At 54.5% G+C, this 17,664-nt stretch carries 17 protein-coding genes; 10 read left to right on the forward strand and 7 right to left on the reverse strand.

Annotated features, from left to right (window positions below; genetic code table 11):
* Positions 1-3: 3 nt before the first annotated feature.
* Positions 4-1,386 (reverse strand): sensor histidine kinase, encoded by a 1,383-nt coding sequence (locus TMES_RS14610; RefSeq protein ID WP_085583818.1) that lies wholly within the window; start codon positions 1,384-1,386, stop codon positions 4-6.
* 3 nt (positions 1,387-1,389) lie between these two features.
* Positions 1,390-2,046 (reverse strand): response regulator, encoded by a 657-nt coding sequence (locus tag TMES_RS14615; protein WP_085583820.1) that lies wholly within the window; start codon positions 2,044-2,046, stop codon positions 1,390-1,392.
* 52 nt (positions 2,047-2,098) lie between these two features.
* On the opposite strand from TMES_RS14615, the gene TMES_RS14620 reads away from it, so the two are divergent.
* The 5 genes from TMES_RS14620 to TMES_RS14640 all read left to right on the forward strand — a co-directional run bounded on the left by TMES_RS14620 (position 2,099) and on the right by TMES_RS14640 (position 6,349).
* Positions 2,099-2,488 (forward strand): hypothetical protein, encoded by a 390-nt coding sequence (locus TMES_RS14620; RefSeq protein WP_143589670.1) that lies wholly within the window; start codon positions 2,099-2,101, stop codon positions 2,486-2,488.
* Positions 2,478-3,290 (forward strand): glycosyltransferase family 2 protein, encoded by an 813-nt coding sequence (locus TMES_RS14625; RefSeq protein ID WP_085583824.1) that lies wholly within the window; start codon positions 2,478-2,480, stop codon positions 3,288-3,290. The genes TMES_RS14620 and TMES_RS14625 overlap by 11 nt, the downstream gene beginning before the upstream one ends.
* A 9-nt stretch (positions 3,291-3,299) precedes the next feature.
* The gene (locus tag TMES_RS14630) at positions 3,300-3,626 is read left to right on the forward strand and encodes a lipid-A-disaccharide synthase N-terminal domain-containing protein (protein ID WP_085583826.1); all 327 of its coding nucleotides are present in this window, start codon (positions 3,300-3,302) and stop codon (positions 3,624-3,626) included.
* Positions 3,627-3,653: 27 nt separating this feature from the next.
* A complete protein-coding gene (locus TMES_RS14635) occupies positions 3,654-5,408 on the forward strand; it encodes an ArnT family glycosyltransferase (RefSeq protein ID WP_085583828.1) in 1,755 nt (584 codons plus the stop codon).
* Positions 5,409-5,653: 245 nt separating this feature from the next.
* Complete coding sequence (locus TMES_RS14640; RefSeq protein ID WP_085583830.1) at positions 5,654-6,349, forward strand: dienelactone hydrolase family protein; 696 nt, start codon at positions 5,654-5,656, stop codon at positions 6,347-6,349.
* Positions 6,350-6,437: 88 nt separating this feature from the next.
* Here TMES_RS14640 and TMES_RS14645 read toward each other — a convergent pair whose 3' ends face one another.
* Entirely contained in the window at positions 6,438-8,027 is a 1,590-nt protein-coding gene (locus tag TMES_RS14645; RefSeq protein ID WP_085583832.1) for an FGGY-family carbohydrate kinase, read from the reverse strand.
* Positions 8,028-8,240: 213 nt separating this feature from the next.
* On the opposite strand from TMES_RS14645, the gene TMES_RS14650 reads away from it, so the two are divergent.
* The gene (locus TMES_RS14650; protein WP_085583834.1) at positions 8,241-8,960 is read left to right on the forward strand and encodes an HAD family hydrolase; all 720 of its coding nucleotides are present in this window, start codon (positions 8,241-8,243) and stop codon (positions 8,958-8,960) included.
* 70 nt (positions 8,961-9,030) lie between these two features.
* On the opposite strand, the gene TMES_RS22805 is transcribed toward TMES_RS14650, so the two are convergent.
* Together TMES_RS22805 and TMES_RS14655 are read right to left on the reverse strand one after the other, a co-directional pair.
* Complete coding sequence (locus TMES_RS22805) at positions 9,031-9,171, reverse strand: hypothetical protein (protein WP_158091244.1); 141 nt, start codon at positions 9,169-9,171, stop codon at positions 9,031-9,033.
* 179 nt (positions 9,172-9,350) lie between these two features.
* On the reverse strand, positions 9,351-10,082 hold the full coding sequence (locus TMES_RS14655; RefSeq protein WP_085583836.1) for a FadR/GntR family transcriptional regulator: 732 nt from the start codon (positions 10,080-10,082) through the stop codon (positions 9,351-9,353).
* A gap of 121 nt (positions 10,083-10,203) precedes the next feature.
* Between TMES_RS14655 and TMES_RS14660 the strand changes: the two genes are divergently transcribed.
* Positions 10,204-11,127 (forward strand): aldose 1-epimerase, encoded by a 924-nt coding sequence (locus TMES_RS14660; protein WP_158091245.1) that lies wholly within the window; start codon positions 10,204-10,206, stop codon positions 11,125-11,127.
* 65 nt (positions 11,128-11,192) lie between these two features.
* Here TMES_RS14660 and araD read toward each other — a convergent pair whose 3' ends face one another.
* Positions 11,193-12,920 carry an L-arabinonate dehydratase gene (araD, locus tag TMES_RS14665; protein ID WP_085583840.1) on the reverse strand — a complete coding sequence of 576 codons (1,728 nt, stop codon included), beginning with the start codon at positions 12,918-12,920 and terminating at the stop codon, positions 11,193-11,195.
* Positions 12,921-13,133: 213 nt separating this feature from the next.
* On the opposite strand from araD, the gene TMES_RS14670 reads away from it, so the two are divergent.
* Entirely contained in the window at positions 13,134-13,850 is a 717-nt protein-coding gene (locus tag TMES_RS14670; protein WP_085583842.1) for a FadR/GntR family transcriptional regulator, read from the forward strand.
* A 216-nt stretch (positions 13,851-14,066) separates the two neighbouring features.
* On the opposite strand, the gene TMES_RS14675 is transcribed toward TMES_RS14670, so the two are convergent.
* Positions 14,067-14,990, reverse strand: a complete 924-nt coding sequence (locus TMES_RS14675) for a dihydrodipicolinate synthase family protein (protein ID WP_085583844.1) — start codon at positions 14,988-14,990, stop codon at positions 14,067-14,069.
* A gap of 288 nt (positions 14,991-15,278) precedes the next feature.
* On the opposite strand from TMES_RS14675, the gene TMES_RS14680 reads away from it, so the two are divergent.
* A complete protein-coding gene (locus tag TMES_RS14680) occupies positions 15,279-16,181 on the forward strand; it encodes an SMP-30/gluconolactonase/LRE family protein (RefSeq protein WP_143589671.1) in 903 nt (300 codons plus the stop codon).
* 449 nt (positions 16,182-16,630) lie between these two features.
* Positions 16,631-17,560, forward strand: coding sequence for a 5-dehydro-4-deoxyglucarate dehydratase (kdgD, locus tag TMES_RS14685; RefSeq protein WP_085583954.1), 930 nt, complete (start codon positions 16,631-16,633; stop codon positions 17,558-17,560).
* Positions 17,561-17,664 lie beyond the last annotated feature (104 nt).

The following is a 17,664-nucleotide window of genomic DNA, read 5'->3' on the forward strand; positions in this document are numbered from 1 at the left end:
GTGTTAAGCGGCGCTGTTATCATCGCCGGGTAATTGTAAAACAGCCTCAAATCCGCTGTCCCGATTGTGGGCCGGGGATAATAAAACCAGTTTTCCGCCCGCCTGTTGCATGATGGTGTCAACAATGGCCAATCCCAGCCCCGATCCTTTGCTGGACGGGTTGTTGCGTTCGAACCTTTCGGTCAGTTTTGCCAGAATACGGGGCGGCACCACCGGGCTTTGGTTGGCAACATGTATGCTGGCAGGGATGGCTTCTGTGCCGCCGCTGGCCCATATGCGGACCGGGTCATCATCGTTGCTGTGGATCAGGGCATTTTCGATAACATTGCGCAGGCAGATGGCAAAGGCATCAATGTCTATTTTGCCAAGCAGGGTATCGTGGCCGGTAAAATCAACGGCAATGCGGTGGATATAACGGGGATCCCGGCTGAAATCCTCGATTACCAGTAACAGCGCGGGCGACAGGTCTTGGAGGTCGCCGACCACGGCCACCCCGGCTTCGGCGCGGGAAAGCTGTAACAGTTTTTCCGACAGGCGTTTCAAGCGGTGCAAGGATGTTTCAATATGTTCTGCACGGGCGGTGTTGGCATCCTGGGCGGGCATTTCGGCGCGCAGGCGCTGGGTTTGCGCCAGTGCCGCCGCAATGGGTGTTCGCAATTCATGGGCACTGTTGGCGGCAAAGTTGCGTTCGGCGGTTAAGGCAGATTTTAGCCGGGCCAGCAGGTTGTTAACGGCGATAACAATCGGGTGCAATTCGTCGGGCAGTTCGGGGCGGTCAATCGGCATCATGTTGCCGCTGCCACGATTGCGGATGTCTTCTTGCAACAATGTTACCGGGCGCAGGCCGCGCCGCACGCTCCACCAGATGCCGATGATGCTAAGCGGGATCAGCACCACAAGCGGGGCAATAATGGCAGATATGCTTTCGCGCAACGCTTCGTGGCGATGCGCAACGGGCTCGGCCACCTGAATAAACAGGCTGTCCGAGATGGTGGTTTCGGTGTAATAGCGAAATTTGTCGTCTTCAAAAAAGCCCGGTTTCAGGGGGGCGGAAAACGCACCGATGCCCGCCTCGAATGACTGGACCAGAACGGCCCCTTTGGCATCGCGGATTTGATAGGCGACAAATTCGTCATTGGGGACGCTGTTGGTAACCGGCATGCGATGGGGGGCCGGGCCATCGCCATGTTCGAACAAATAATCAACCGCGAGGGGCAAAATGCGGTGCGCTGTTTGTTGCAGGCCGCTGTCAAAGGCTTCGCCCATTTCATCTTGCATGACCAGCAACGCCAGTGCGCAACCCAAAAGCCATGTCAGCGTCATTACCACGGTGACCCGGGTGACGATGGCAATGATCAGGCTGTTTTTCATTTTCAGGATACGCATGGCTTATCCTTCCAGCCGGTAGCCAACGCCGCGCACGGTACGAATGGGTTCGGGCCCGATTTTTTTGCGCAGGCGGCTGATATAAACCTCGACCGTGTTGCTTTCAATTTCGGCACCAAATTCATACAGCGCATCTTCAAGCTGGCGTTTGGACAGGATGGCACCGGGGCGGCGCAAAAGCTGGTCAAACACGGCCCATTCGCGCGCGGTCAGGTCGATCTGGCGGCCCGATACAAACACAAGGCGGTTGGCCTGGTCTATTTCCAGATTGCCAATTTCCATTAGCGGGTTGGGGTTACCTGAATATCGCCGCGAAACGGCGGCCAGCCGGGCAATCATTTCGCCCAGATCAAACGGTTTGACCAGATAATCATCTGCCCCCGCGTTTAAGCCCTTGATCCGGTCTGATATCTGGTCCTGGGCGGTCAGGATAACGCAAGGCGTCACATCGCCGCGTTTGCGGATATTTTGCAAAAGGGTAATGCCATTGCCATCGGGCAGGTTCAAATCCAGCAAGATAATATCATAGCGGGTACTGCGCAGGGTATCTTCGGCGTCGGCAAGGGCAGGAAGCCAGTCAACAGCTTCGCCCTGGGCCATTAAATGGTCCTTGATGGCCTGGGCCAGAGACTGTTCGTCCTCGATTAGCAGTATGCGCATGGGGTGCCACTTTTTCCCGATTTTTACCAGTGTTTTACAGTGCCACAATAGCGTGTTAAAATCGCTTCGTCATTTGCAGGTTGTTTCAGCTGGCTGTCAGCTTTGCCTGCCAGAAGGCGCACCGCATATGCAGATACAGCCCAAGAGTTTTCTTGCGGTGCGGGTCGGAAAATATTATCAACACCGCGAACGGCAATGCGGGACGACGTCGTTATTTTCACATCAGATTGTAATAGAATGGTCAACTGGCTGTTATTGCATCTCCATTCGTGGAAATGGCGGTTATGTTGCGGTATTATTGATTGCTTTGTTTGTGCATAAACATATGACGTTTCAACAAGATAAGGACATTGACGCCTCTGCGCGCGCGACCGCCCCGATTTGGGTGCGTGATGCAGGTAATGCGTTGATCGCCACGACGGTTCATCAGAATGACATTTGACAAAAATTCGCTGCCCGAAGATCCGACCTTGTCACAAGTGGCGACCGCAGCTGTAACTGCCAGCACCCCTGGCGCGGCTGCGCCGGTGCTTTCGGTTGTGGTGCCAGTTAAGAACGAGGCCGAGAATATCGAGCCGCTGGTCACCGAGATCGTCAGCGCGCTGCGCGGTACTGTTGCGTTTGAAATTATCTATGTTGACGATGGCAGCACGGATGAGACCACAAGCATTGTGCGTCAGTTGCGCCAGTCGGTTGAAGAACTGCACCTGATTTGCCACGAAAAAAGCTGTGGCCAGTCGATTGCGGTTTTGACCGGGGTTAAAAATGCCCGTGGCGATTTGATTGTCACACTTGACGGGGACGGGCAAAATGACCCGGCCGATATTCCGCAACTGCTGGAACGCTATCGTGCCGAGGGCGACAATGCCCGCGTTCTGATTGCGGGCTGGCGGGCCAATCGCCACGATACGGCGATGAAACGCATTCAGTCGCGCATTGCCAACAAGGTGCGCGGCGGGTTGCTAAAGGATGAAACGCCCGATACCGGTTGTGGCATCAAACTGTTTCGCCGTGATGATTTTCTGGCGTTTCCGCGTTTTAACCATATGCACCGTTTTTTGCCAGCACTGATGTTGCGCGATGGCGGCAAGGTTTATTCGGTTGCGGTCAATCATCGCCCCCGGTTGCGAGGAACGTCAAATTACAGCATGATGAACCGCCTTTGGGTTGGGATCGTCGATATTATGGGTGTGATGTGGCTGCAAGCCCGCGCCAAAGCACCTGTTGTGAAATCAAAGGAATAGGGGGCGGCAATGCATGATTGGTTTGCACGTTTGTTCGCCCATATGGATGCCTGGTTTGTTTTGGGCATCGTTGGTCAGGTCATGTTTTCCGGGCGGTTTCTGGTGCAATGGCTTGTCAGTGAAAAACATTCCAAAAGTATCGTCCCGGTTGCGTTCTGGTATTTCAGTATCCTTGGCGGCATCTGTTTGATGATTTACGGCCTGAAACGGGCCGAGCCGATCATTATTTTAGGGCAGTCCTTTGGCCTGATTGTTTATGCGCGGAACCTGTATTTTATTCACCGCGAAAAACGCAACGCCCAGACCGAAACCATCCCGTCGATCGTAGCCGATTAACCCGGCGTTCAAATTTACGGATTTTACATGACCCTGAACAATCGTACCGGCGCAAAGACGGCATCGTTTGGCGTGATTTTGGTATTGTGGGCTTTGGTTGCGGTTGTCGGGGTAAGTGCCCGGCCATTGTTGCCGGTCGATGAAACACGTTACCTGTCGGTGGCGTGGGAAATGTGGGTGCATAACAACTGGCTGGTGCCGCATCTTAACGGCGAGCCTTATGCCCACAAACCGCCCTTGCTGTTCTGGCTGATCAATGCCAGCTGGGCGATTTTCGGGGTTAATGATTTTACCGCCCGCCTGATTGCCCCGTTATTTGCCGGGTTGAACATGGTCATGGTGGCGGTGCTGGCACGGCGCATCTGGCCGGAAAAAACCTCGATAGCGCATATTGCGCCGATGTTTCTGATCGGCGGTACCTATTATGCCGGCTATGGCACGCTGACCTATTTCGATATGTTGCAGTGCTTTTTTGCCTTGCTGGGCTGGTACGGGGTTTTTGTCGCCCGTGATGGCAATGCCAAAAAAGGCTGGATTATTACCGCGTTTGCCATCGGCCTTGGTGTTTTGGCCAAAGGGCCGGTGATTTTGCTGTATGTGTTGCCAGCGGCGGTTTTTGCCCCGGTTTGGCACAAAAGCTGGGCCGGTTTATCCTTCAGGGCGCGCAAGGCAGGTAAAGCAGGGGCGAACGGTGCTGCTGCTTCTGCCACTACATATTCCGCATCGGCAACTGATCGCGTTAATGGCAGCGGTGTCAGCCCGTTTGCCGGGCGTGGCGCGTATAAACGCTGGTATGCCGGTATGGGGCTTGCGGTGTTGCTGGGTGCGGTAATTGCGCTTTTGTGGGCGGTGCCTGCGGCGGTATTTGGCGGCGCGGAATATCGCAATGCGATTTTCTGGGGTCAGACAGCGGGCCGCATGGTTGACAGCTTTGCCCATGTTGAGCCTTTCTATTATTATCTGGTCGCCTTGCCCGCCATGTTGTTGCCGTGGGTGTTCTGGGGTGGTTTGTGGCGCTCGGTCTTCGGGTTTGGCTGGCGCACGGATCTCGATGCCGGGTTACGGTTTTGTTTGCTGGTTTCGGTTTTCCTGCTGGTGGCCTTCAGCCTGATTTCGGGCAAGCGTGTTCATTATATTTTGCCGGTTTTGCCGCTGATGGTGCTGGTTTTTGCCCGCATCATCGCCGATGTGCCGACCCGGCGGATCGATCAGATTCCGGTGGCGGTTTTTGTGATTATTCTGGGTGTGGCCGGGCTGGTCGGACCGTTTCTGCCGGGCTTTTTCGATAAAATTCCGGCATGGGTCGGAACGCTGGATGGCTGGTGGGGGGCGTTTTTGCTGGCGGCCGGTATTGCACTGGTGCTGGTACAGGCGCGCCGGGTGGCTGTTGTTGGCGTGATTGCCGGGGTTAATTTGCTGCTGGTGGCGATGGTGTTTATGATTGCCGCGCCCCGTTTGCAAACCGATTACAATATGCGCCCGATGGCGGTTTATTTGAAAAGCCAGCAACAGGCGGGCCATGATGTGGCCTATTGGGGCAAATATCATGCCCAGTTCCAGTTTTTGGGGCGGTTGGAACAGCCGATCCCGGTTCTGCTTGATATTGATGAAGTTCATGCGTGGATTGATGCCCACCCACAGGGTGAAGTGATTTCACGGCGCGATAACCCGGTAATCGGTTCGGCGCAGCCAATGGCCCGGTTTGATTACAAAAACGACCATTTGGTGATTTGGGATGCCAAAACCGTTGCCCGTGACCCGGAAAAAATACTGGCGCGCTGATATTTTACGTTTCCAGAGGGTTGGATTGAAGAACGAACGGGCAGTGCCATGGGGTGCTGCCCGTTTTGTTTGTCAGTGCAGGCGCGCGCGGCGGGCATGGTGGGCAGTGTTTTGAATTTGTTAAATTTGATGATGGCACTGGCGCAAGGCGGGGTTCTGTCTTACCTCACAGTTAATCGTGCGTTGGTCGGGGGTTAACCGGGCGCTGCGCGTTACATAAATGTCGTAAACACCAAGGAGGCCCCATGAGCCAGAATCTCAGCATTGAAACACCTGATGGCACGTTTAATGCCTATGTCGCCAAACCCGCGACATTACCGGCCCCCGTTGTTGTGGTGATCCAGGAAATTTTCGGGGTCAATGCCGTGATGCGCGGTGTGGCCGATGATTATGCCAAACTGGGTTATATTGCGGTTTGTCCCGACCTGTTCTGGCGGATCGAACCCGGTATCGAGCTGACCGATAAAACCGATGAAGAATGGCAAAAGGCCTTTGGTTATTTGCAGAAATTTGATGCCGACAAGGGGGCTTCTGACATTCAGGCAACCCTGAGCGCAGCGCGCGCCTTGCCCGATGCGACCGATAAGGCCGCCGTGGTTGGCTATTGCATGGGCGGAATGCTGACCTATCTGGCAGCCACGCGCACCGATGGCGATGCTTTTGCATCCTATTATGGTGCCGGGATTGATAATTATCTGGGTGAAGTTGATAACATCAAGAAACCCCTGATCATGCATCTGGCCGGGCAGGATGAATTTATTCCGACCGAGGCGCAGGATAAAATCAAGGCAGCGGTAAAGGGTAATACCGATGCCACCATTTATCAGTATCCGGACCGTAATCATGCGTTCTGCCGCAAAGGTGGCAATCATTACGATGAAAACGATGCTGCAACGGCAAATGCCCGCACGGCAGAGTTTTTGAAACAGAACCTCGCCTGAACGGTTAAGTTTTAGACTGCCGTAATACAGCGCCCTGTCCGAGATTGGACGGGGCGCTGTTGTTTTTCGATGTTACGCGTGTGTTTGTTTAACCTTCGCTCATGGCGTCAAGTTCCTGACGATGGGCGTGCAGTTTGTGAAAAATGGTATAGCGGCGGTCGTGGTCGGCTTTGGCGGTGCTGTCTGGTGATTTAACCGTATCAGGGGCCGCCATAGACTTTGACGCGGCTGCCAGCCCGCCTTCGGGGTCAAGGGCCGCTGCGGCCAGTATGGCGGAACCCAGAAGTACAGGTTCGGGGCATTCGGACATTACAACTTCGCACCCGGTAACATCGGCATAAAGTTTAACCAGAACCGGGCTTGCAGTGTGGCCGCCGCTGAGATGGATATAGCGGATATCGTAGCCGGTCGCGTTAAGCGCATCAATGATATGGCGGGTGCCATAGGCAATGGCGCAGGCGGTGGCCCAGTAAAGATCGAGAAAGCTGTCTTCGCTTTGATCGAGCGACAGGCCACTGATGACGCCCAATGCTTCTGGGTCGGCCAAAGGCGAGCGGTTGCCGTGAAAATCGGGCAGGATATGCAGGCGCGGGGCAAGGTCGGCCTTTTCCATCATGCGGGGCAGCAGTTTTTCGCCCGCCAGCCGGTGGGCATCGCGGCCCATGTCACGGGCAAAGGGGTGCATGGCACAAATATGGTCCAGCAACGCGCCGGTCGCCGATTGCCCACCTTCGTTAAGCCAAAGTCCCGGTGCAACGGCCCCAAAATACGGGCCCCAAACCCCTTTGATAAAGCGGGGTTCGGCCGACAAGGCCATGTGGCAGGTGGATGTGCCCGCAATCATGGCAAAGCGCTGGTCCAAATTGCCGCCCAGATGCGCGCCCAACGTGCCCAGCGCACCGGCATGGGCATCGATCAGCCCGGCACCGACCATGCAATTGCTATTCAGGCCAAGGTCGCGGGCGGCATCGGCCGAAAGTTTGCCAACCGGGGCGCCAACGGCAACCGCAGGGCCATCAATGCCGACTTTTTCAATAAAATCGTCCAGCCCGACAGATGACAGAAAATCCTGGTTCCACGGGCTTTCTTCGTGGGCAAGGTGTGTCCATTTACATGTTACCGTGCAGCATGACCGGGCATTGTCGCCAGTGGCGCGAAAGGCCAAAAAATCGGCCAGGTCATAGGCCGCTGTCATTTTGTTCCAAACCGAGGGGCTATGGCGTTTTAGCCACATCAGTTTGGGAATTTCCATTTCGGGTGACATGGTGCCGCCGATATAATCCAGAACCCTGGAGCCGGTGGCGGTGCATTGTTCGGCCTCGCGGGTGGCGCGGTGGTCCATCCATACAATTACATCCCAGTTGGCCGGGCCATCGGGCGATACGGGCAGGGGGGTGTTATTGGCACCGCGAATAACCAGTGAACAGGTGGCGTCAAAGCCAATCGCCGATACCTTGCTGCCATCGATGCCCGCTTTTATCAGAGCGTCCTTGACCGATTGGCAGACGGATTGCCAGATATTTTCAGAATCCTGTTCGACAAAATCCGGGCGCGGGCGGTTCATCGCAATCGGGTGGGATGCGCTGCCCAAAAGTTTGCCAGTGCCGTCAAATACCCCGGCGCGTGCGCTGCCGGTGCCGACGTCGACACCAATAATTGCTGTATCTTTCAGGGTCATGGCGATATTTCCTCCCGCCTTTAGACGTTATTTTCCCAAGCCGGGTTTATACCCGATTTGATGCGCCCAACAGAAGGCCAGTATGCCATCTTGCGCAATCGGGTTGCAAATTGAACAAAAGACCACCTATTGGTCAAATGTTCATTTTAGTTGACGTGAATATTCTCGATTGGATAGGGTTTGACCATTAAAAAAATAACGTCCGAGAAACAAATGCAAAGCAAACCCGATGTTCCTGCGTCGCGCATCGAACTGCCCGCCGCTATCAAGGCGGTCCTGTTTGATTGCGATGGTGTGCTGGTCAATAGTGAACCCATTTCGCTTTCGACCCTGGTTGATGTGCTTGCCCATTTCGAGGCGCCCTTATCGGGCGCGGAAGTGGCACGCCGGTTTACGGGCCGGTCCAGTGCCGCACCGATGGATCATATCCGCACTGAAACCGGGCGCGATGTGAGCGCGGATTTCAAACCGTTTTTTTATGAACGGCTGTTTGTGCGCTATGAAACCGAATTGCATAAAATTGCCGATATTGATGATGTTCTGGCAGCATTGAAAAACCGCGACCTGCCATTTTGTATTTCATCAAGCAGTTCGGTTCAGCGCCTTGAAACCACCATGCGCATTACCGGGTTGGGGCATTGGTTTGACGGCCATATTTACAGTGCCGATTTTGTGCGCAATGGCAAACCGGCACCCGATCTGTTTTTGTATGCCGCCAATGATATGGGTTATGACCCGGCAGGCTGTCTCGTGATTGAGGATTCCGTTGCCGGTGTACAAGCCGCCATTGCCGCAGGGATGACATGCTGGGGTTTTGTCGGTGGCGGCCATTACGATGGCGCGCGCGCGGGTGCTGCACAGCGCCTGATCGAGGCCGGGGCGCATCAGGTGTTTGACAGCATGGCCGATATTGCGGCGGTAATTGCCTGCTAGGCGCGCGTGTTTAGACCGCACACCTGAACCCGAGCTGTGCGGTTACATTTATCATTTATGCCCTTTAATTTTATGCCAGAAAATCAGCCACCAGATGTCCCCAGTTGCGCACATCGTTGACATGTGTGGCGATATGTAATTTTGCACCGGAAATGAATTCGGCCAGCCGCTGGGCCGAGGTAACGGGATGGGGCGGAACGGCTTGCGCCATCGAGCGGCCATGCCCGCGTGCGTGATACCGTATCAGGCGCGATCCTGCAGGATTACCGGCTCAAAATCGTAAATGCCTTTTTGCGCCCGCGAATAACTGTTCAACATCAGCCCGTGCGCCCAAATCAGGGCGGGGCCACTGCCTTTTTCCGTCCAGATAAGGGCGGCACTCTGCACGGCCTAGCGATTGCGCAGCAGGCTTTGATAGCGGGTCTGGCTTTGGCTGAGATGTTCGCGCATTGCTTCGCGCGCGCCTTCGGCATCGCGCAGCGATATGGCATCATAAATGCGGTGATGTTCAGCCAGAATTTTTTCCATATAGGCTTTCTGGTCTTCGGCTTCGGCCGGTTTGCGGCGCAGTTGGGCGCGGGGGATGGTTTTATCGCCCAGATATTCCAGAAATTCGCCATAGCGGCGGTTATTGGTGGCATCGGCAATGGCACGATGAAATTCGTAATCGGCCTTTTCCGCCGGGCTGCCAGACTGTACCTGAAATTCCATTTCGCGCAGGGCTTCGTAAATTTTGGCTTGCTGTGCAACCGAGCTTCGGGCACAGGCCAAACCGGCGGCTTCGATTTCAACCGCCATGCGCAGTTCGAGAATTTCCAGCACGTCGGAAATCTGGGCAAAATCGACATCAAAGATCGACCCGGTATTTTTGCGCGGGGCCGGGGCCAGCACAAACACACCCGCCCCCTGGCGCGGTTCAAGCAAACCATCGGCCTTTAAGGCGGCAATGGCTTCGCGCACAACGGTGCGGCTGACACCAAACTGTTCGGTCAGGGCCGGTTCGGTGGGCAGTTTTGCCCCCGGTGTCAGATTGCCGCTTTCAATTTCCCGGCGCAGGCTGGAAATAACCTTTTCGGTCAATGAAACTTTACGGTGTGTTTTCTGCGGCGCGCTGTTGTTCATGGAATCTCTTTAATTGACGTTTGCATGTCATATACTCGACAGGCGGCGTTTTGCTTAAACGCGATAAATCGTTTATAGCTAAAGTCATAGTATGATTTAACGATATATGGGAATGATTACCATGCAAAAAAAGCCAGTGCAGGAAATGTTTTGGGAAAGTGGTGCTTTTCGCTTGGGTTTTCTTCCGTTTGGGGGGGCTGTCACCCGGCTGGAATGGACACGGCCGGATGGGGTTAGCCCGGTGGATTTGTTGCGGCCGTCAGACCAATCAGCACTGGAATCGGGTAATCCATCATATCTTGGTTGTTTTCCGATGGTGCCCTTTGCCAACCGGATCGCTTTTGCGCAGTTTGAATTTGATCATCGCCCGATTAGCGTCCCGGTAAATCGCAGCTCGGGGCCGCATGCCATTCACGGTTTTTCCCACCGGGAAGACTGGCAAATTACACAAAACGATGACGTCGCCCTGCGTCTTGAGACCCGCCATGCTGATATCCATAAAAACGGCTTTGATTATATGGCGTGGCAGGAATTGCGCGTGTGTGACGGGGCTTTGCAATGGGAATTGGGCGTAAAACATATGGGGCAGGGGGCCATGCCCTATGGCATTGGCCTGCATCCGTGGTTTCGTGCGACCGAGGACGTTACCCTGTCGTTTGATGCCGAAGGCTGTTTTAACGCCGACGATGACGTATTGCCGGTTGCCGCCGCCGTGGTTGATTTGGGCCGGGATTTTTCACGGGCCAAAATGGCGCGTCATCATCGCGGGCTTGATACCCATTATAGCGGTTGGGACGGCACGGCACGGCTTGACTGGCCCGAAGATGGTGTTGCCTTGACCATGAGTTCATCGGACAGTTTGCGCAATTTGCAGGTCTATGTGCCCAAGGATGGCGGGGCTGTGTGTCTGGAGCCGGTATCGCATGTGCCCAATGTGCACAACCGGGCTGATTTTAAGGCGTTTGGCGATGTTGTGGTGCTGGCAAATGGCCAGGCATTGGCCGGGACCATGACGTTAACACCCGAATTGCTGTCTGAGGCCTGAAAGGCAAAACAGGCCCGGTGTGAGCGGGCCTGTTTGCTGTAATGCTGTTGGTCGCGATAGCAGAACTAGTGAATTTCCGGGTCTTCAATCGGGGTAGTGCCAGTTAAAAAGTCAAAATCACAGCCTTCATCGGCCTGGGTAATATGGTTGGCATACATGCGGCCATAACCCCTTCCATAGTCGCGATTGGGCGGGTTCCATATTGCAAGGCGGGACTGGATTTCGTCATCGCCAAGCGCGACGTGGATGCTGCGGTTTTCGATATCGACCGAAATCATATCGCCGGTTTGAACGGCGGCCAATGGCCCGCCAATATAGCTTTCCGGTGCGACATGAAGAATACACGCGCCATAGCTGGTGCCGCTCATGCGGGCATCTGAAATGCGCAGCATGTCACGCACCCCTTGTTTCAAAAGCTTTTTGGGGATTGGTAACATGCCCCATTCGGGCATGCCCGGCCCGCCAACCGGCCCGGCATTTTGCAAAACCAGAATATGGTCGGCGGTAACGTCGAGGTCGTCGCGGTTGATTTGCGCGTTCATATCGTTGTAATCGCGGAAAACCAGCGCCGGGCCGGTATGCTTTAACAGGCGCGGGTCGGCGGCACTGGGTTTCATCACACAGCCGCGCGGGGCGATGTTGCCATATAAAACGGCGGTGGCACCGGCACTATATATGGCATTTTCCACACCGCGAATAACATCTGCATTATAAATCGGCGCTCCGGCAATGTTATCGCCCAGGGTTTTGCCATTTACTGTCATGCAATCGGTATCAAGGTGGCTTCGGATGTTTTCAAGCAGGCCGGTCAACCCGCCGGCATAAAAGAAATCCTCCATTAAAAATTCGCCCGATGGCCGCAAATTGGCAATCACACCCATGCGCCGCGATGCGGCCTCAAAATCTTTCAGGCCAATATCAAGCCCGGCCCGTTTTGACATGGCAATCAGATGCGGGATGGCGTTGGTGGAGCCGCCCAGCGCCATTTGCACGGTCAGGGCGTTTTCAAACGAGCCACGGGTTAAAACGTCCGACGGTTTACGGTCCTGCCAGATCATTTCAACAATTTGCTTGCCGGTATTGGCCGCCATGCGCGGGTGACCGGAATCCGGTGCCGGGATAGAGGACGCATTGGGCAGGGTAAAGCCCAGTGTTTCGGCAAGGGATGTAAGGGTGGAGGCGGTGCCCATTGTCATGCAATGACCATAGGACCGGGCAATGCCGGCTTCCATTTCTTCCCATTGGGCCTGGCTGATATTGCCGGCTTCTTTTTCCGCCCAGTATTTCCAGACGTCAGACCCGCTGCCAAGGGTTTTGCCGCCCCAGTTGCCGCGCAACATTGGCCCGGCGGGCATCAGGATGGCGGGCAAATTCATGCTGATGGCGCCCATAAGCAAGGCCGGGGTGGTTTTATCGCACCCACCCATTAAAACGGCACCGTCCACCGGGTGGGATCGCAGCAGTTCCTCGGCCTCCATTGCCAAAAGGTTGCGATAAAACATGGTGGTGGGCTTGACATAGGTTTCGGCCAGTGAAATGGCGGGAAGTTCCACCGGGAAACCGCCAGCCTGTAAAATGCCGCGTTTAACGTCTTCGACACGGTTTTTGAAATGGGCGTGGCAGGGGTTTATGTCGCTCCAGGTGTTGATGATGGCGACAATCGGTTTGCCTTTGAAATCGTCAATCGAATAGCCCATTTGCAACATGCGCGAGCGATGACCGAAGGCACGTAAATCTTCGGCCCCAAACCAGCGATGGCTTCTAAGCTGCTCGGGTGTTTTTTTCCTCTCCATGATCCCTCTCGATTCTTGTAAAATTTTGTAACAGGATGGTGATCGCCAAAGCGGTATGGTTCAAGAAAAAACCGCTAGATAGCGGCTGAAATTATTTTAAAACCGGGCTTTTCATGCCCTTGATTTGTGTTCTGGGCCTTTACCCGCCTGTCATTTGGCGTTAACTTCCTGCAACGATAATTTACAAGATGACAAGTGGGGCACGGGCACATCATGGCGGGGTTGAAACTTAAAATTCAGAAACGCGAAAAACTGGCAGATCAGTTATATGGACAGATCCTTGAGCAGATCGTTTCGGGGAACCTTGCCGAAGGGGCCAAATTGCCTTCGGAAAACGAAATTTGTGCGTCCTTTGGTGTATCGCGCCCCGTGGTGCGCGAAGCCCTGCGCAAATTGCAAACCGACGGGCTTGTTTTTGCCCGCCAGGGGGTGGGATCGTTTGTTAAAAAACGCCCGCCACAGGGCCTGATCGAATTTGCCCAAGCGGGTGACGTGGCCGGTTTGCTGCGCTGTTTTGAAGCCCGTATTGCTATTGAAGGCGAAACCGCCCGCCTTGCGGCCGAGCGTGCCGGTACGCGCCACCATAAGGAAATTGAATTTGCCCTGCGCACATTGGAGCAAGGCATTGGCAGCGGCGGCATTGCCAACGAGGCCGATTTTGATTTCCACCTCGCCATTGCGCGGGCCAGCGGCAACGATATTTTTGTCACCATGCTTAATTCGCTTCATACCGTTATCGCCAATTCCATGGGGGTTGCATTAAGCATTACACGCACGGGATCAAAGGAGCGGGCGCAAAAAGTGCTGGGCGAGCATCAGCAAATTTTTGATGCCATTCTAAGCCGGGATTCCGCCGCCGCCGATTTGCTGATGCGGTATCATTTGATGCAGGCGCGCCAGCGTGTAACAGACCATGCCCGCGACAAATGACCTGTTCCCGGTGATTTCAGGCTCTAGCCACGCTTGTCTAAAACAGTGTCCTGCATAGCGTCCGTGTTTGATTTGCAAGCTTGGCGTATGGTGCCGTTTTGATCGCCGCTTTAATGCACAATCAATCCGCGTGCGGCCCCGTTGTCCCTTTTGCCGGGGTGCTTGTGCGCATGGGTGCCCGGTTTGGCACGCGGAAGAATTGATGGTTCTGGTGTGTTAAGCGGCGTTATTGGCGGCCAAAAGTTCTTTTGATGCTGTTTCCAGATCGGTCAGAACCTTTGCATCGTCGATATTGGACAAAAACGGGTACATCGGCCCGGTATCGGCAATGCCTGCCAGGCGCACGGCTTCGTGCAAAATGCGAAGCGGTGAATAGCCGTCTCGTAAATCTTCAAGGGCGATGAATTTTTCGCGGATATTGGCGGCGGTTGTGACGTCGCCAGCCTGAAGTGCTTTTAACATCGCGGTCGACAGGGCCGGGGCCAGACACACCGAGCCAGAGGTAAAGCCAGCCAATTTGAAATCCATCAGATGTTCAATTGCCGGGCGTTCGCCGATGCCTGATATGATGTGATCGGTGCCGGCATAGCCAACAAGTTCGGTCAGGAAGGCGTCGATGGCGGGGTTTTCACGCACGGCAGCATATTTGACGGCACAGGCAACACCGTCGGCCAGAAGGTCGGCGACCAGACGTGGCGTCAGATACGTGTCGGATTTCACATAAACAATTAAGGGTTTGCCATAGGCATCGGCAAGGCGGCGCAGGCCTTCGTTAACGCCCTTTGGTGTCGATGGAAAATTCAGCGGCAGGGCCATGGCGGTTGGGAAGTCGCGGTGTTTAAGGATATTAACCTGATCCAGCGCCTTGCCATAATCGGCGCCGATGGAGGGAATAACCCAGTCATCGTCACCAACCCAGCTTTCAAGCTGTGTCAGCACACCATCATATTCGCCAACCGAAATATTGTAAAAATTGGCGTTGCCGCCATACATGAAGGTGCTGACGCCGCCTTGTTTCAGGTGGTTGACCAGTTTTTGATTTTCCACGTCCGATACACTGAAATCAGCGCTGCGCGCCAGTGGTGGGACGGAAAGGATCGATTTCCCCAGATCTGCCGAGGTAACGGCACTTGTTTTCATTGTAACCTCCGTGATGTCTAGTTGTATTTTTAAGTTACAAGTTTGATCTTGGCAATCTCTTTTCCGATGTTTGAGCCGACACGGCGCGCTACATGGCGCTAATAAATTGATTTTGTTAATGATAAAAATAAACTGTCGCTGGTCTTTGCTTGTGTGGTTTGCCGTGGTTTCGGCCCATTGGGCCGCCGGTTGTCATAAAGATACTAACAACATTGACAAGTATCGGTACGAACGGCATGACATAAACAGATTTAGTCAAACGTCATGTGATGAAAGCAGGAGGCCGGAATGGCATCGAACAAACAGCAGCAAATGCCAAAGGTGGATGTCGCCGTGCGCGAACGGTTCTTGCTGGGGGAATGCCCGAATTGGGATGCGGACAATAACCGTTTGTTGTGGGCCGATATTCTGGGCCAGAAAATTCATGCGTTGTCGTTGGCGGATGGGGCGCGGCAAAGCTGGAGCTTTGACAGCGAAGTGGGGTGTTTTGGCCTGACCGACAAGGGACGTTGGGTGGTGGCGTTAAAAAGCGACGTGATCCTGTTTGATCCTGAGACCGGCGTGCAGCAAAAGATTGCCGCGGTTGACGGTGATAACCAGATGACCCGCACAAATGACGGCAAAATTGGCCCCGACGGCGCGTTCTGGATTGGCACCATGGACCAGAATGTCGAAAAGCAGCCGGTGGCCGGGTTATATCGTGTTGCCGGCGATGGAGCAGTCGAGCATAAGATTGGCGGGGTTAAAATCTCGAACGGGTTGGCATGGTCGCCGGACGGGCGGGCGATGTACCATTCCGACTCGCGCGGGCCGTGGGTCAACCGCTGGCAGTTTAACCCGCAAACTGGCGATGTTTCAAACGGCACCCGGTTCCTGGACCTTGACGATACGCTGGGGCGGCCTGATGGTGGCGCAACCGATATTGAAGGATGTTACTGGAGTGCCGGGGTTTCGGCGGGAAACCTTAACCGCTTTGCCCCGGATGGCGCCTTGCTGATGTCCATTCCATTGCCGGTACCCAGCCCGACAATGCCCTGTTTTGGCGGGCCGGATATGAAAACCATTTTCCTGACCAGCCTGACCGAAAATTATGACGCATCAAAACTGGAAGCCTATCCGCTGGCGGGGATGGTGCTGTCGTTGCGCGTCGATGTGGCGGGGGTGCCGGTGCATAAATTCCGCGAAGCATAGGCGGGTTTTGTCGTCGGGCTAAGGTCATTCAGGCCGGCATATGCGCTATACAGTTAAAACGGTCTGCAGCCGGGTGAGGTATCGCGCGGTTTGCGGGCCGTTTTGTATTTGGGGTCGTTGGTTTGCGCCGTGGGACTGCGATAGAGCGGCATGACCGATGCGGTTTCTGGTGCAACACACCGTCGCGGTGATGGGGCGTCCGGCGTTCGAAAATCGGCCATCTGTCAGGTTGTAAGTGATATATCATCATACTATTTGACAAGACCGGCGGTCGGTTTTTTGTGATTTTCGTAGTCAGTTTTACACTCAAGTATTTGATATATATGAATTTAAGTGAATTTTCGGAGTGTTTTCAATGATCGCCCCCGTAATATAACAATTGACATAAAGATATGATGAGTTGTTAAATTTCCCGACAAGAACACGAAACACGATATCCGGGGATGGAAATGGATTTTACCGAATTGAAATCTGCCATCGGTGCAGGGCTGTTGTCCTTTCCGGTGACACCGTTTGACGCCGAACAGCGGCTGGACCTTGCCGGGTATCGCGCCCATGTATCATGGTTGGCACAGTATCCGGCCGCGGCCCTGTTTGCGGCGGGTGGGACAGGTGAATTTTTTTCGCTAACCCACCGTGAAGTGGTCGAAACGGTGAAGGCCGCCAAGGATGTTGCCGGGAAAACGCCGATTATTGCCGGTTGCGGTTATGGCACCGCAATGGCGGTTGACCTGGCCCGGGATTGCCAGGCGGCCGGGGCCGATGGCCTGTTGTTGTTGCCGCAATATCTGATCGGGGCTTCGCAAGCCGGGTTGTTTGACCGGGTAAAAAAAGTATGCCAGTCGGTCGATATTGGGGTGATTGTTTATAATCGCGATAATTCGATTTTAAGTGCCGAAACCCTTGCACGCCTGTGCGAGGAATGCCCCAACCTGATCGGTTTCAAGGACGGGCATGGCAATGTTGAGCTTGTAACCCGTGTTTGCACCCTGATGGGCGACCGGCTGAGCTATATTGGCGGGATGCCCACGGCAGAAGTCTATGCCAAGGCCTATAAGGCCGCCGGGGTTACGACCTATTCATCGGCGATTTTTAACTTTTTGCCGACACAGGCGCTGGCATTTTATGATGCCTTGTGTGCCGATGATGATGCCACCATGAGCAAGATGTTGCGCGAATTTTTCTATCCCTACCTTGCCATTCGCGACCGTGGCACGGGCTATGCCGTTTCCATTGTCAAGGCAGGCATGAAGGTGATTGGCCGCGATACCGGGCCGGTGCGCTCGCCGCTGGTTGATTTGACTGCCACCGAAGTTGCCATGCTGGCCGATGTCGTGGCCGCGGCCTTTGGCAAAGATGCTGTAAATTACCATCCATAGTCATTTGCCCGGTGGCTGTTTGCAGTCATCTGGCACCCGACGGCGCCACAATAAAAACCCGGCACGTCATTTGTTTGGAAAACGTATAAACACTGTCTTGTAAT

The organism is Thalassospira mesophila (genome assembly GCF_002115755.1).
Lineage (GTDB): Bacteria > Pseudomonadota > Alphaproteobacteria > Rhodospirillales > Thalassospiraceae > Thalassospira > Thalassospira mesophila.